14 protein-coding genes are annotated in these 13,954 nt (G+C 60.6%); 12 read left to right on the top strand and 2 right to left on the bottom strand.

The genetic code is table 11. The features are described 5' to 3' along the window. Positions 1 to 30: 30 nt before the first annotated feature. From GPL81_RS05055 to GPL81_RS05025, 7 genes are all read left to right on the top strand, one after another. Complete coding sequence (locus GPL81_RS05055; protein ID WP_160105463.1) at positions 31 to 459, top strand: MarR family winged helix-turn-helix transcriptional regulator; 429 nt, start codon at positions 31 to 33, stop codon at positions 457 to 459. Beyond that, positions 456 to 2,528 carry an FUSC family protein gene (locus GPL81_RS05050; protein ID WP_121104005.1) on the top strand — a complete coding sequence of 691 codons (2,073 nt, stop codon included), beginning with the start codon at positions 456 to 458 and terminating at the stop codon, positions 2,526 to 2,528. The genes GPL81_RS05055 and GPL81_RS05050 overlap by 4 nt, the downstream gene beginning before the upstream one ends. Then, positions 2,525 to 2,734, top strand: coding sequence for a DUF1656 domain-containing protein (locus GPL81_RS05045; RefSeq protein ID WP_160105461.1), 210 nt, complete (start codon positions 2,525 to 2,527; stop codon positions 2,732 to 2,734). Before GPL81_RS05050 ends, GPL81_RS05045 begins: the two co-directional genes overlap by 4 nt. Further along, a complete protein-coding gene (locus GPL81_RS05040) occupies positions 2,731 to 3,618 on the top strand; it encodes an efflux RND transporter periplasmic adaptor subunit (protein ID WP_096513991.1) in 888 nt (295 codons plus the stop codon). Before GPL81_RS05045 ends, GPL81_RS05040 begins: the two co-directional genes overlap by 4 nt. Further along, positions 3,615 to 5,063, top strand: a complete 1,449-nt coding sequence (locus tag GPL81_RS05035; protein ID WP_160105459.1) for an efflux transporter outer membrane subunit — start codon at positions 3,615 to 3,617, stop codon at positions 5,061 to 5,063. Before GPL81_RS05040 ends, GPL81_RS05035 begins: the two co-directional genes overlap by 4 nt. Before the next feature lie 91 nt (positions 5,064 to 5,154). After that, on the top strand, positions 5,155 to 5,790 hold the full coding sequence (locus GPL81_RS05030) for an NADH:ubiquinone oxidoreductase subunit N (protein WP_096513989.1): 636 nt from the start codon (positions 5,155 to 5,157) through the stop codon (positions 5,788 to 5,790). Positions 5,791 to 6,051: 261 nt separating this feature from the next. Continuing rightward, positions 6,052 to 7,557 carry a YdgA family protein gene (locus GPL81_RS05025; RefSeq protein ID WP_160105457.1) on the top strand — a complete coding sequence of 502 codons (1,506 nt, stop codon included), beginning with the start codon at positions 6,052 to 6,054 and terminating at the stop codon, positions 7,555 to 7,557. A gap of 241 nt (positions 7,558 to 7,798) precedes the next feature. Here the strand turns inward: GPL81_RS05025 and GPL81_RS05020 are convergent, their stop codons facing one another. Beyond that, positions 7,799 to 9,319 carry an FAD-dependent oxidoreductase gene (locus GPL81_RS05020; RefSeq protein ID WP_160105455.1) on the bottom strand — a complete coding sequence of 507 codons (1,521 nt, stop codon included), beginning with the start codon at positions 9,317 to 9,319 and terminating at the stop codon, positions 7,799 to 7,801. Between the two features lie 139 nt (positions 9,320 to 9,458). On the opposite strand from GPL81_RS05020, the gene GPL81_RS05015 reads away from it, so the two are divergent. The 5 genes from GPL81_RS05015 (at position 9,459) to GPL81_RS04995 (ending at position 13,327) form a co-directional block, all read left to right on the top strand. Beyond that, entirely contained in the window at positions 9,459 to 10,022 is a 564-nt protein-coding gene (locus tag GPL81_RS05015) for a YbhB/YbcL family Raf kinase inhibitor-like protein (protein WP_096513986.1), read from the top strand. 88 nt (positions 10,023 to 10,110) lie between these two features. Further along, positions 10,111 to 11,814, top strand: coding sequence for a vWA domain-containing protein (locus GPL81_RS05010; protein WP_160105453.1), 1,704 nt, complete (start codon positions 10,111 to 10,113; stop codon positions 11,812 to 11,814). Then, positions 11,814 to 12,425: an RNA polymerase sigma factor gene (locus GPL81_RS05005; RefSeq protein ID WP_160105451.1), complete on the top strand. Its 612-nt coding sequence runs from the start codon at positions 11,814 to 11,816 to the stop codon at positions 12,423 to 12,425. The genes GPL81_RS05010 and GPL81_RS05005 overlap by 1 nt, the downstream gene beginning before the upstream one ends. After that, positions 12,422 to 13,036 (top strand): hypothetical protein, encoded by a 615-nt coding sequence (locus tag GPL81_RS05000; RefSeq protein ID WP_160105449.1) that lies wholly within the window; start codon positions 12,422 to 12,424, stop codon positions 13,034 to 13,036. The genes GPL81_RS05005 and GPL81_RS05000 overlap by 4 nt, the downstream gene beginning before the upstream one ends. Positions 13,037 to 13,117: 81 nt before the next feature. Further along, the gene (locus tag GPL81_RS04995) at positions 13,118 to 13,327 is read left to right on the top strand and encodes a hypothetical protein (protein ID WP_160105447.1); all 210 of its coding nucleotides are present in this window, start codon (positions 13,118 to 13,120) and stop codon (positions 13,325 to 13,327) included. A gap of 381 nt (positions 13,328 to 13,708) precedes the next feature. Here the strand turns inward: GPL81_RS04995 and GPL81_RS04990 are convergent, their stop codons facing one another. Next, positions 13,709 to 13,948: a pyocin S6 family toxin immunity protein gene (locus tag GPL81_RS04990; RefSeq protein ID WP_160105445.1), complete on the bottom strand. Its 240-nt coding sequence runs from the start codon at positions 13,946 to 13,948 to the stop codon at positions 13,709 to 13,711. Positions 13,949 to 13,954: the final 6 nt, after the last annotated feature.

Here is a 13,954-nt window from a genome sequence, read left to right as displayed (position 1 = left end):
CTCGTGCCGAATAATCTCGACGCTCTGCAGATGAACATCAGCAGCTCCATGGTGGTGGCCGCCCGGCATTGGCGCAAAATCTGCCAGACGACGCTGGTCAACTATGGAATATCCGAAGCCTGTGCCGTCCCGTTGTTGATGATCGGGCGTTTGGGCGATGGTGTCCGGCAGGTGGCCGTGGCGCAGGCGTCCGGGATGGAGAGCCCGTCGTTGGTGCGACTTCTGGACCAGCTGTGTCATGCCGGTCATGTCTGCCGCACGGAAGACACCCAGGACCGCCGCGCCAAATGCCTGAGCCTGACCGGTACGGGTCGTATGCTGGTGCAAACGGTCGAGATGGAACTGGTGCGATTGCGCAATGAAGTGCTCGAAGGCATCGACCAGCGTGACCTGGAGGCTGCGTTGCGTGTGTTGAAAGCCTTCGAGTCGGCGGGCCAATTGCCGGTGACCTACTCTTGAACGGTTTCTTTTCCGGCATGCCCCCGGCGCGGGACTGGTTCTTCGGTGTGCGAACCTTCGCGGCGTCGATGATCGCGCTGTATATCGCCCTGCTCATGCAAATGCCGCGTCCGTACTGGGCGATGGCCACGGTGTATATCGTTTCCAACCCCTTCGTCGGCCCCACCAGTTCCAAGGCGTTGTACCGTGCGATCGGTACCTTTCTGGGCGCCGCGGCGGCGGTGTTGTTCGTGCCGATGTTTGTCCAGAGCCCTTATTTGCTGGTGCTGGTCATTGCACTCTGGACGGGGATCTTGCTGTTCCTGTCCCTGCACCTGCGAACGGCCAACAACTACGCCTTGATGCTCGCCGGTTACACCTTGCCGCTGATCGCCTTGCCGGTGGTGGATAACCCGCTGGCGGTGTGGGACATCGCCGAGTCGCGCACCGAGGAAATCTTCCTCGGTATCGCCGTCGCGGCGGTGGTCGGCGCGATGTTCTGGCCCCGGCGGCTGGCACCGGTGTTCAACGATTCGGTGAGCAAATGGTTTGCCGATGCGTCGACGTACAGCCAGCGGTTTCTCAGCCGCAACGTGCAACCGGATGAAGTCAGTGGCTTGCGTGCGTCGATGGTCGCGACCTTCAACAGCCTGGAATTGATGATCGGCCAGTTGCCCCACGAGGGCTCGCGACCGCAAACCGTGCGTAATACCAAGGAACTGCGCGGGCGCATGATTCACCTGCTGCCCGTCATCGATGCCCTCGACGATGCGCTTTACGCCCTCGAACGGCGCACCCCAGAGCTTGTGGACAAGTTCGCGCCACTGCTCGGGGCCACCACCGAATGGCTGCAGCATAAAGACGCCGACATTGATCGATGGCAGGCGTTGAAGGATCAGCTCGAAGCCCTGCAACCCAGTGCCGAGGCGCTGGAGGATCGCAAGCAGCTGCTTTTCTCCAATGCCCTCTATCGTCTGGGCGAATGGATCGATCTGTGGCAAGACTGTCGCAGTCTGCAAATCGCCATCCAGTGCGAAAACCAGGCGAGCTGGCGCGCGGTGTATCGCCATTGGCGGCTGGGCCGGCTGACGCCGTTTCTGGATCGTGGCCTGATGCTTTATTCGGCGGCGTCCACTGTGACCGCGATCATTGTCGCGTCGGTGCTGTGGATTCTGCTTGGCTGGACCAACGGTGGCAGTGCGGTGATTCTGGCAGCCGTTGCGTGCAGCTTCTTCGCCTCGATGGACGACCCGGCACCGCAGATTTACCGGTTCTTTTTCTGGACGGCGATGTCGGTGCTGTTCGCCAGCCTTTACCTGTTTCTGGTGCTGCCCAACCTGCATGACTTCCCGATGCTGGTGCTGGCGTTTGCCGTGCCGTTCATTTGCGCCGGCACCCTGACGGTCAAGCCGCAGTTTTACCTCGGCATGCTGCTGACCCTCGTCAACACCTCGTCCTTCATCAGTATCCAGGGCGCCTACGACGCGGATTTCCTCAGTTTCGCCAACTCCAACCTGGCCGGTCCCATCGGTTTGCTGTTTGCGTTCATCTGGACCCTGGTTGCCCGGCCATTCGGCGCCGAACTGGCAGCCAAGCGCCTGACCCGTTTCAGCTGGCGCGACATTGTCAGCCTCACTGAGCCTGCGACGCTGGCCGAACACCGGCAGCTGGGTGTGCAGGTGCTGGATCGCTTGATGCAGCATTTACCGCGCCTGGCCATGACCGGCCAGGACACCGGCATCGCCCTGCGAGAAGTGCGTGTGGCGCTGAATCTGCTGGACGTGCTCGCCTATACGCCACGGGTTCACGGCGTACCGCAGGCTCTGTTGCGCCAGGTGGTGGCGGAGGTCGGCGAATACTTCAAGGCGTGCCTGAAGGCCGGCGAACGCCTGCCGGCACCCAGCCCACTGCTGATGACCATGGATCGCACCCGCCGCGCCCTTGCTGGTGCGGGTGACGATGAAACCCGTCTGCATCTGCTGCACGCCTTGAGCGGCCTGCGCCTGGCGTTGTTGCCCGGTGTCGAATTTGTCGGTTCCGTCGAACTCGAAGAACCGCTTCCCCATGGCATCGATGGAGCGCCTTTATGATCGGTGATCTGGATATCGGCGGGGTGTTCCTGCCCACGCTGCTGGTGCTGATGGGCATTACGTATGTGTTGTACCTGCTGGTGCACGGGGTGCTGACGCGCTTGCACTTTTACCGTCTGGTCTGGCACCGGGCATTGTTTAACGTGGCTCTCTACGCCTTGCTGCTTGGCGCCGTGAATTCACTCAGTCGATACCTGATGACATGAAAAAACCCTTTTTGACCATTGGCCGTGTGGTCCTGACCCTGTTGATCGTGACCTTCGCGGTCGTCGTGGTCTGGCGCATGGTGATGTATTACATGTTCGCCCCCTGGACCCGCGACGGGCACATCCGCGCCGACATCGTGCAAATCGCCCCGGACGTGTCCGGGCTGATCCAGCAGGTGGAAGTGCGCGATAACCAGTTGGTCAAGCGCGGGCAAGTGCTGTTCAGCATTGACCCGGACCGATTCAAACTGGCCTTGCGTCAGGCGAAAGCGGCGGTGGCCGACCGCGAGGAAACCCTCGCCCAGGCCCAGCGCGAAGCCAAGCGCAACAAGGGCCTGGGCAATCTGGTGCCGGGCGAACAGCTGGAAGAAAGCCAGTCCAAGGTAGCCCGCGCCCAAGTGGCGTTGATGGAAGCCCAGGTGGCCGTCGACAGTGCTCAGCTCAACCTCGACCGCTCGGTGATCCGCAGCCCGGTGGACGGCTACGTCAACGACCGCGCGCCGCGTACCCAGGAATTTGTCAGTGCCGGCCGGCCGGTGTTGTCGGTGGTCGACAGCAATTCCTTTCACATCGACGGCTATTTCGAAGAAACCAAACTGGATGGCATTCAGGTTGGCCAAAGCGTCGATATCCGCGTGATTGGCGACCGCGCGCGGTTGCGTGGCCACGTGGAAAGCATCGTCGCCGGTATCGAAGACCGGGATCGCACCAGCGGCAACAACCTGTTGCCCAACGTCAACCCGGCGTTCAGTTGGGTGCGGCTGGCCCAGCGGATTCCGGTGAGGATTGCTTTCGATGACGTACCGGCGGACTTCCGCATGATCGCCGGGCGTACGGCCACCGTGTCGATCATTGACGATCAGAAACGGGAGCCAGCGCAATGAACAAGGCCTCGGGTTTGATGGTTGCCGGTTTGGGCTTGCTGCTGTCGGCGTGTCAGGTGGTCGGACCGGATTATCACCTGCCGGACGAGGCCGCGATCCACCGTGAAGACTTGCAGGGCAAACTGGCGGTTGATGGCAAGCCTGTGGTTTCGGACCCGGTGCCTGCCGATTGGTGGCGCCTGTATCGGGATCCGCGACTTGACCAGATGATCCAGCAGGCCATGGCGTCCAATACGGATTTGCGCGTGGCAGCGGCCAACCTGCAACGATCCCGCGCCCAGGTCGACGAGGCCGAGGCGGCGGGTGGCTGGAGCGGCGGCGTGAAGATGGGCGCCCAGCGTTTGCAGGAGTCCGGTGAAGCGTTCTTGCTGCCGGAGAAGGTGCCGGTGGCCAACATCGGCGAAATCGCCATCAGCGCGTCGTACCAATTCGATCTGTTCGGCAAGCTGCAGCGCGGCATCGAAGCGGCCAAGGCCAGTGCCGATGCGACCCAAGCCGCCGCCGACACTGCACGCATTACCGTGGTGGCCGAGGTGGTACGCGCCTACACCCAAGTGTGCGCGGCCAACGAAGAGCGGGAAATCGCCCAGCATTCCCTGGATCTGCAAGCCCAGAGCACCACATTGATCCAGCGTCTGCGCGACGCCGGGCGTGGCGATGAAACCCAGGTCACCCGTTCGCAAACCCAATTCAAATCCTTGCGCGCCGACATGCCGCGTTATGAAGCGGAGCGCCAGGCCGGGCTGTTCCGCCTGTCGATGTTGTTGGCTAAACCGGTAGATCAATTGCCGGCCGGGACCGATAGCTGCGCCGAACTGCCGAAAATCGCCCAATTGGTGCCGGTGGGCGATGGCGCTTCACTGCTCAAGCGTCGCCCCGACGTACGGCAAGCGGAGCGCCGACTGGCGGCTTCGACCGCGACGATCGGCATCGCCACGGCTCAGTTGTACCCGGACGTCAGTATCGGTGCGACGGTCGGCACCGTGGGTATTCTGGAGAACCTCGGTGAGCCCTCCACCAACCGTTGGGGCTTCGGACCTTCGCTGACCTGGACCGTGCCGACCAACGGCGCCCGCGCGCGCATCCGCGAAGCCGAAGCAGCCACTCAAGGTGCCCTGGCGCAGTTCGACGGTGTGGTGCTCAACGCGATCCGCGAAACCCAGACAAGCCTTGCCCAGTATTCCGCCTTGCTGCAACGTCGTGACGCCCTGGCGGACGCCGAGCAATCGGCGAAACTGGCGGCCGACCAGACTCACCGTTTCTTTCAGGCCGGTCGCGCCTCGTTCCTCGCCGACTTGCAAGCCACCCGAACCTACACCGATGTCCGCGCGCAACTGGCCGCTGCCAATACCCAAGTGGCCGCTGGTCAGATCAATCTGTTCCTGGCATTGGGTGGCGGTTGGGAAAGCGGACGAACGCAAGCGTCGAACTCCGGCAAACCCTGAGGCCGTTGCTATGCTTTGAAGTGTTGAAAGGGCGTTCGTGAAAAACGCCCTTGCTTCGCACAGGCTTGCGCAGGTCATGGGGAAACCAATAATGAAAAACCCTTATGCTCTCGGCTTCTGGTGTGCCGTCGTGGCGTTGGTGCTGCTCACGGCAACGTATTTCTACGGCATCATGCTGGCCCACCAGATCGACAAGGCGCTGGTGTTTCTCGACAGTGCCGTCGCGTTGATCGCTGCGATGTCCATCGCGGTGGTGGCCTGGGCGTCGGTCCAGACTCAGCGGATCAAGAAAAGACAACTCGAACAAGGCAAGACCCTGGTGCTGATCTGGGACACCAAGGTCGCGCTGCGCCGTGTCGAGACGGTGTTCGACCGCTATTTCTGGGGCAGTTACTGGCAACCGGGGCGTACGTTCCAGGAGGTCATGGGCGAACTCACCGGCACGCCGCTGGAAAAAAGCCTCGAAACCCTGAAGAAGCAATGCCTGGAGCTGGACAGGCAAGTGGCGGACGACGGCCGGCACTGGCTCAACAATGCCCGGGAACTGGCTGATGTTGCCACCGCCATGGCCCGCGAACGGTATCAGCTGGACTTCTGCGACCCCCGTGGGGAAGTGACGGGCGGGGCGGTGATCAACCGGGATTTTGAAGTGCTGGTGTACACCTGGACCGCACGGCTGAAAACCTTTGATCATCAGCTGGATGAGATCGAAGTGCAGTATTCCTGATTCGATGTTGCCTGGTCTGACGCCATCGCGAGCAAGCTTTGCTCCCACAAGGGAATGCAGGTCTCCTGTGGGAGCAAAGCTTGCTCGCGATGGCGATCTCATGAACACCTCCCATGACACTCTTTCACCTTTAATCATTGGGCCGCCCCGCGCGCCGGGTGCTAATCTGCACCCCACTTCAAGCGCAGTCGTGACCGCCACCCGTCATGGGTTCAGGGAAGACGACCACACCTTCAACAACGGACATTGATCGGGTCATTCATGAATAAATCAGCAGGCGTGCTTCTGGGCATTGTTGTCGCCATTGGCGCAATCAGCGTCGGCGGGGCGTGGTACACCGGCACCAAAATCGAAAGCGTGCTGAACACCTCCCTGGCCGACGTCAACCAGCAATTGCAGGCCGCGCTGGTCGGGCATAAAGGCACGGCGACGGTGGAACTGGTGTCGCTGGAACGCCACGTATTCAGCAGCACCGCGCATTATCGCCTCAAGGCTGAAGGTGAAATGTTCGGCGAGGCGCCGGTCGAGCTGCTGTTCGTCGATCGCCTCGAACATGGGCCGTTGCCGTTCTCGCGCCTGGTGTCGCTGAAGTGGTTGCCGGTCATGGTCACCAGTCATTACGAGCTGGAAAAAACGCCGGTCACGGAAAAATGGTTCGCCGCCGCCCAGGAGGCTTCGCCGCTTAAAGGCGTGGTGAACATCGGCTACGACAACTCCACCAAAGGCTCGCTGGAATTGCTGCCGCTGGAAACGGCGCTGGATGACAAATCCAGCATGAAATTTTCCGGTCTGAAGATTGATGTTGCGGCCTCTGCCCAGGCGCAGAAGGTCAAGGCCGACGGTTATATGGACAGTCTGAAACTGACTACCGTTGCCGAAGACCAGACACCGGTGCAGGTCGAGTTGAGCGGCCTGACGCTGGCCAGCAACCTGAGCAAAAGTACTTACGGTTACTACACCGGCGAGAACACCGTCGAGCTGAGCAACAGCAAGACCACCTTTGGCCCGAAACAGTCGGTGCTGGGCTTCAAGAATTTCGAAATGAAGAACCAGACTTCGGAATCAGGCACCAACGCATCGGGGCGCGCCGATTACAAGATTGGGGAAGTGTCCCTGAACGGCAAGGCTGTCGGTACTGCGCAGATGGCCTTGAGCCTGAAGAACCTCGACATTCCCTCCGCCATGGCGTTGATGCAGATTTACCAGACCCGACTGCAACCGTATGAACAGGCCGTTGCCGAGGCGACTGCGGCGGGTCAACCGGCACCGGAGCTTCAACTGACCGAAGCCGAAGAGGCGCAGCTCAAGACCCAACTGGAGCAATTGCTCGCGGCCGGTCCGCAGGTCGCGTTGGAGAACCTGTCGTTCAACACCACCAATGGCGAAAGCCGCGCCAACCTGGTGCTTGACCTGACCAAACCGCAAGCGATCGACCTGCCGGCCGATCAACTGGTCCGGCAGTTGATTGCGTTGCTGGATTTCAATCTGCAAGTGTCCAAACCGATGATCATTGACGTGCTCACCGTGCAGTCGCAAATCGACGGACAGACCGACGTCAAACTGGTCGCCGATCAGGCCAGCGCTACGGCCGACATGTTCAGCAGCATGGCTGTCGGTTCGCAGTTGGCCAAACTGGAGGGCAACAACATCGTCAGCAAATTGCACTACGCCAACAACCAGGTGGAGTTCAACGGCCAGAAAATGACCGTCGAAGAATTTGTCGGTTTCCTGATGAGCAAGTTTGGCAGCACTGGCGAAGTCCAGTAAAAGCCGAGACTTGCACCGCAACGCCCGGCCTCTGCGCAACGCAGGCGCCGGGCGTTTTGCTTTCCGGTGTTGGAAAACGCGTGTTCTCGATACTGAGCACAACCGACAGCCACTTAAAGACCTGTAGGAGCTGGCTTGCCAGCGAATGCGTTCTTCCAGTCGATAAATATCTCGACTGACCCACCGCCTTCGCTGGCAAGCCAGCTCCTACAGGGGGCGGTGTCGTGCAGGTGATCGGGCTTCATCCGCGAATCAAGCGCCACGCCTCATCCACCGGCAGCGGCTGTTTCATCCGTTCGGCGAGCATCGCCATGGTCTGCTCTTCATCGCAGGCCACGGCCGCCGTCACTACGCCGTTTTTGCCGAACAACCCGATAAAGGGCGGGTTGAAAGGATCACCCTTGAATTCGACTTCATCCCACGCCTGGGCGTAGCCGAGGTAGTCGTAGTTTTTGCCGAAGTGCCAGGTCCAGAAATACGGTACGTCCAGATAGTGCTCGTCGCCACCGAGCATGTTCGCCGCGGCGATCCGCGCCTGTTGCTGGGCCAGGCGCCAGTGTTCGATGCGCAGGGGCTGGCCGTTGAGCGGGAAGGTGGCGATATCACCGGCCGCCCAGAGGCCGTCGGTCACGCGCATGCCGCCATCGACCCGCAGCGAGTGGTCTTTTTCCTTCGGCAGGTCGGTGAACGCTTCGGTCGCCGGGCTCACGCCAATGCCGACCAGCACCAGATCCGCCGGTAACCGTTGGCCATTGTCCAGGCGCACGGCTTCGACCTTGTCCGTTCCTTGGATCTGCGAGGCTTCACCCTGGGTATACACCACGCCATTGGCTTGATGCAGGGCAAGGATTGCCTTGCCGACGGTTTCGCCGAACTGCCTGGCGAACGGCACCGGCTGACGGGCAAGCACGGTAACGTCGAGGCCGTATTGGCGCAGGGACGAAGCGGATTCCATGGCGATGAAGCTGTCGCCGATGATCACCGCCCGCTGACCGGGCTTAGCGCCTTCGAGGATCTGTCGGGCATGATCCCTTGAGCGTAAAACAAACACGTGCGGCAGGTCGGCACCGGGCAGGGCCAGTGGTTTTGGCGTGCCGCCGGTTGCCAGCAGCGCGGCGTCATAATCGAGCGATTGGCCGTCGCTCAGTTGCAGTGTCTGGTTTTCGGCATCCAGGTTCGTCACTTCAGCGGTGATTCGCTCGATGCGTTGCTCTCTATAAAAATCTTCATCGCGCAGGGTTGGGACGTCGTCCGGCGGCGTCTCCCCGGAGATCACGAATTTACTCAATACCGTCCGGTCGTAACCGGCACCGGTTTCCCGGTCGATCAACAGCACTCGCCCGCCAAAGCCTTTTTCCCGCAATGCCGCCGCCGCTGCCGTGCCGGCGGCGCCGGCACCGATAATCACGAAGGTACGCTCGTCATCGGCCGGCGGCGTGTGGGCATCCGCCAGTGGTTGATCGTCAACCCAGACCTCGCCGTCACGCACTTCGAGCGGGTAGCGCTTGAGGCTGTCGAGGGCTGGCGGTTCACACAATCCGCCGTCTTCGATGCGAAACTGAGCCTTGTGCCACGGGCAGGTCAGGCGTCCATGGCAAAGCGCGCCCTCGGCCAGCGGCGCCCCGGCGTGAGGGCATTCGCCTTGATAGGCACGCAATTGATCGCCGACTTTCAGCAGGAGGATTTTGCTGTCCTCGATCTTGACTTCAAGGCCACGGTTTTCGGGGACATCGGTGAAACGGGCGACGCGATGCAGGGTCATGATCGCTCTCCAGGCAGGCGTTTCACTTAAGAGTTTGGCCCTATTCTTGAGGTTCAGCCAAATCCCACTGCCACGGCGCGAACGGTCCAGCTATAGTTTGCACGCCGACGACGGCCCCACCCGCTTAAGGTGCTCCGGTATGACCCGATTGACCTCTCTGAACCCTTGGCTGGCGGCAGTAGCAGTCGCCCTTTGCGTGCAATTTCCGGCGCAGGCGGCCCAGGAACGTTTCACCCTGAACATCCCAGGCGTATCGGATGACCGTTTGTTCACTTCGGCCGCCGCCAGCGATGCCCAGGGTTGCGGCGGGAAAAATCTTTCGCCGGCGTTGAGCTGGAACAGCGGCCCGACCGGCACGCTGAGCTACGCCATCGTCATGCACGACCCGGATGGTCAGAAAGGGCAGGGCAGCGATCACTGGATTCATTACGGCATCAAGGCCGCCACCCGCCAGATTCCGGCCGGTGTCGGCGCCAAATCCGCGCTCGAAGGTGTGGGTGGCACCAACAGTAAAGGCACCACGGGTTATGTCGGTCCTTGCCCACCGGTTGGCGACAGTGCACACCATTACATCATCCAGATCTACGCCCTGGACCTGGCCCCGGATGCCTTGCCCGCCGGCCTGACCCGCGCGCAGCTGCTGGAAAAAATCAAAGGCCATGTGCTGAGAAACAGCAGCGTGGTGCGGCGTTATCACCGCTGAAAGATTTTTTCGCGCGGGTTAACCCGAAGCATTTGGGCTGTCCGTCTCAGAGGATGAATGGATCAACTTCCTCCTGAGGTCAGCCCCCATGCTCCTTCCTCTGCATTTTCTCCGCCCGGCCGCCCAGGGTTTCGCCACTGGGCTGCTGCTGGCAATGGCCGGTTGCGGTGTTTCGTCCAAACCCGAGTCCGCGGCGGTGCCGCCACCGGCCCAGACTGAGTTGAAAACCGAAGCGTTGGTGGAATACGAAGCGCCCATGGCCGATGCTGCGATGGCCAAGCGTAGCGTCCGCGCGACGCCCGGTTTCGCGCCAATGCCGGCCGGTGAGACTTATCCACAAGGCTATCGCGACGAACAGCGTGAGCAATATCAGGCCCTGGCCGACAACCCGATCCACAGCGTCGCCGAAGCACCGGTCTCAACCTTCAGCGCCGACGTCGATACCGGCGCCTACGCCAATGTCCGTCGCTTGCTCAATCAGGGGCGCCTGCCACCGGAAGGCGCGGTGCGTCTGGAGGAAATGGTCAATTACTTCCCTTACGACTACGCCTTGCCCACGGATGGCTCGCCCTTCGGCGTGACCACCGAACTGGCGGAGTCGCCATGGAACCCGCATACCCGCTTGCTGCGCATCGGCATCAAGGCGTCGGACCGTGCAGTGGCGGAACTGGCCCCGGCGAACCTGGTGTTTCTGGTGGACGTGTCCGGCTCCATGGACCGCCGCGAGGGTCTGCCGCTGGTCAAAAGCACGCTGAAATTGCTGGTCGATCAACTGCGCGAACAGGATCGGGTGTCACTGGTGGTCTATGCCGGAGAATCCCGTGTGGTGCTGGAGCCCACTTCCGGGCGGGAAAAAGCGAAGATTCGTACAGCCATCGACCAATTGTCGGCTGGCGGCTCCACCGCCGGAGCCTCGGGCATCGAATTGGCGTATCAAATGGCACAGCAAGCGTTTATCCCCAAGGGCATCAACCGCGTGCTATTGGCCACCGACGGAGACTTCAACGTCGGCATCAGCGACTTCGATAGCCTCAAGCAAATGGCTGTGGATAAACGCAAGACCGGCGTATCCCTGACCACCCTGGGTTTTGGTGTGGATAACTACAATGAACACCTGATGGAACAACTGGCCGACGCCGGCGATGGCAACTATGCCTACATCGACAACCTGCGCGAGGCGCGCAAGGTGCTGGTGGATCAACTCGGCTCGACCCTCGAGGTGGTGGCAAAAAACGTGAAGCTGCAAGTGGAGTTCAATCCGGCGCAGGTCAGTGAATACAGGCTGTTGGGTTACGAAAACCGCGCATTGAAACGTGAGGATTTCAGCAATGACAAAGTCGATGCGGGTGAAATCGGGGCAGGACATACGGTAACGGCACTGTACGAAATTGTCCCCACGGGCGAGAAGGGCTGGCTGGAGCCACTGCGCTATGGCAAACGGGGCGCCGTGGTTTCCGGCAAGAACGGGGAATGGGCGATGCTGCGTGTGCGATATCAGCTGCCGGAAGGTGGGAATAGTCGCCTGATCGAACGACCCATCACCGATAGCGTGAAACCCGCCAGTGACGACCTGCGCTTTGCCGCTGCCGTCGCCGCGTTTTCCCAACAGCTCAAGGATGGTCGCTACACCGGCGAATTCAGTCTAAAAGACACCGAAACGCTGGCCCGTGGCGCACGAGGCGATGACCGCTTCGGCCTGCGCAGCGAGTTCGTGCAGTTGGTGGAACTGGCGCAGAGCCTGCGCAGCACCACGGCATCGAATCCAACCGCCACTGAACGACGGATTGAATAGTGAGCCGACTCAAGGGGTTCATCAGCCAGCTGTTCGCGCCTGCGAACAGCCATGAGGCCAGTAGCGACGAATCGTTGCTGGCCCGTTATCGCGAGGGCGACGGCGCGGCGTTCGAGATTCTGTACGCACGCCACCGTCAGGGGCTGTACCGGTTTCTGCTGGGGCTCAGTGGCAGCGCGGAGCGGGCCGAGGAGGTGTATCAGGAAACCTGGTTGAGCCTGATCCGCAGCGGCAGCCAGCCACAAGGCCGGGCGACTTTTCGTACCTGGCTGTACCAGATTGCCCGCAACCGCTTGATCGATCACTGGCGCAAGCACGGTGTCCATCAACCGCTGCACGACATTTACGAGGAACAGACCCATGCTCTGGCCGACGACACATCCGATCCCGAGCAACTGCTGAGCCTGAGCCGCGACAGCCAGCGCCTCGAAGCCGCCTTGCAAGCGTTGCCCGCCGACCAGCGCGAAGTGTTCCTGCTGCGCGCCTACAGCGATCTCGACCTGCCGCAGATCGCCACCCTCACCGAAACACCGCTGGAAACCGTCAAGAGCCGCTTGCGTTACGCCCAGCAAAAACTGCGTCGGCTGCTGGCCGAGGAGGAACTGACATGACTGACGCCCGCCCGACACCCGAAGAGCAAGTGCTCGGACATTATCGTGAACACAAAAGCGGCGAACCACCGGCGCATCTGGACGCCTTCATCCTGGCCACCGCGCAGCGCGAAGTACCCGCACCAAAGCCAACCCTGTGGCAACGCTGGGTTCACGCCTGCCAGAAACCCCGCTGGCAAGTGGCATTCGCCAGCCTCGTCGGGGTCGCGTTGATGCTGGCTTTGGTACAACGCTCACCCGAGCCCGTACCGAGCTACGACTTCGCGCCTGCACCCAAAGCCTCCGCACCGGTTGCCAGACAAGAAGCCGAGTCGGCAGTTGCCCGCCCACTCGCTGCCCCGGCCGGCGCAATGCCTGTACCCGCAGCGCCCATGGCGGAATCGGCAGCCCCTGCTCAAAGCGAATCCTTCAGCGCCGACATGGCGGACGAAGCCAAAGTCAGCAAGCGCGCAGCGGCACCGGTGAAATCGCTGGACGAGCAGCTACGCGAAGTCCTGCGCCTGCAAAAATCCGGACAGACGCAAGCCGCCGACAAGCTGCTGGCAGACCTGCACAAACGCTTCCCCAATGAAAACCTCACCACCCGACTCAAGGCCCTGCAAAAAAACTAATCCCTGCAACCCTCGGCGATTTGGCATCCGCGCCCGAAAGCGCGCACTATCAAGCCATCGCCGATGGGGTTGGAGGAAACCGTGGCAAAAAAAATCGACCGCATCGCCCAAATGCTCAACTGCCCGGAAAAGGGCGAAGAACTTCGGCGCGCGATTACCGAGAGTCGTAAGGATTTTCTGCTGAATCAGCCGGAAGAGGGTGAGGTTGAGGAAGAGGACGTTCTTGAAGGGGAAGAGTTCGAGGACGACGAGGATGATGAGTACGACGAGTTTGATTGGACGACGGAATGACAAAAAACCGCTTTGGCGGTTTTTTTTCGCCTAAAAAAGCTCCAGACCCCACGAGCCTGAGGCTTTTTCATTTCGATAGATAGCGCACCAAGCTTTGCTGAACTATGTTCGCGTAAGTTTGCGCGGGCAGAGTTTGGCGTTAAGGCGCGTGCCACGATAATTGTATTTAAGCGGAACAAGACAGCTGAAAGATGAAGTCAGGGCTGTTGAAGGACCTTCCAGTCATGCTTTCAAGGCGACTTACCTATTCTGGCGACAGGTCGTATTCATAAATGGCATCTTCCGGCTCACGCCAGGCCATTAGCTCTGCCAACATATCGAACACGTCGGCAGGGATCTCAATGCTGAAGGCTAATGGTCTTCCGGAATCGGGTGACTCTGCTATGCCCGTACTCCGATGAATAGCTCCAATTCTTTCGGTAATGACTGTTGGATCGCAATTTCCAATTGTTGGACCTGTCCGTCGGTTAGTGGAAGTTCGCCGTTAGCTTCCGCCGCCAAGCTATCCCAACCCAATATGTGCATAACCGCTTGCTCAAATTCTGGACTAACGTCGAGCTCAAATTTGATCGAATCGTCTTCGTTTTTGCCTGCAAGAAAGCCCGTAATCTCTAAAAACATTATTGC

The organism is Pseudomonas izuensis (assembly GCF_009861505.1).
Classification (GTDB): domain Bacteria; phylum Pseudomonadota; class Gammaproteobacteria; order Pseudomonadales; family Pseudomonadaceae; genus Aquipseudomonas; species Aquipseudomonas izuensis.
This window is presented reverse-complemented; position numbering and strand designations above follow the sequence as displayed.

Coding starts and splice junctions, on each gene's coding strand:
- GPL81_RS05035 (WP_160105459.1), top strand. CDS start 3,615: ATGAACAAGGCCTCGGGTTTGATGGTTGCCGGTTTGGGCTTGCTGCTG.
- GPL81_RS05045 (WP_160105461.1), top strand. CDS start 2,525: ATGATCGGTGATCTGGATATCGGCGGGGTGTTCCTGCCCACGCTGCTG.
- GPL81_RS05000 (WP_160105449.1), top strand. CDS start 12,422: ATGACTGACGCCCGCCCGACACCCGAAGAGCAAGTGCTCGGACATTAT.
- GPL81_RS05010 (WP_160105453.1), top strand. CDS start 10,111: ATGCTCCTTCCTCTGCATTTTCTCCGCCCGGCCGCCCAGGGTTTCGCC.
- GPL81_RS05015 (WP_096513986.1), top strand. CDS start 9,459: ATGACCCGATTGACCTCTCTGAACCCTTGGCTGGCGGCAGTAGCAGTC.
- GPL81_RS05040 (WP_096513991.1), top strand. CDS start 2,731: ATGAAAAAACCCTTTTTGACCATTGGCCGTGTGGTCCTGACCCTGTTG.
- GPL81_RS05020 (WP_160105455.1), bottom strand. CDS start 9,319: ATGACCCTGCATCGCGTCGCCCGTTTCACCGATGTCCCCGAAAACCGT.
- GPL81_RS05055 (WP_160105463.1), top strand. CDS start 31: ATGAACATCAGCAGCTCCATGGTGGTGGCCGCCCGGCATTGGCGCAAA.
- GPL81_RS04990 (WP_160105445.1), bottom strand. CDS start 13,948: ATGTTTTTAGAGATTACGGGCTTTCTTGCAGGCAAAAACGAAGACGAT.
- GPL81_RS05025 (WP_160105457.1), top strand. CDS start 6,052: ATGAATAAATCAGCAGGCGTGCTTCTGGGCATTGTTGTCGCCATTGGC.
- GPL81_RS05030 (WP_096513989.1), top strand. CDS start 5,155: ATGAAAAACCCTTATGCTCTCGGCTTCTGGTGTGCCGTCGTGGCGTTG.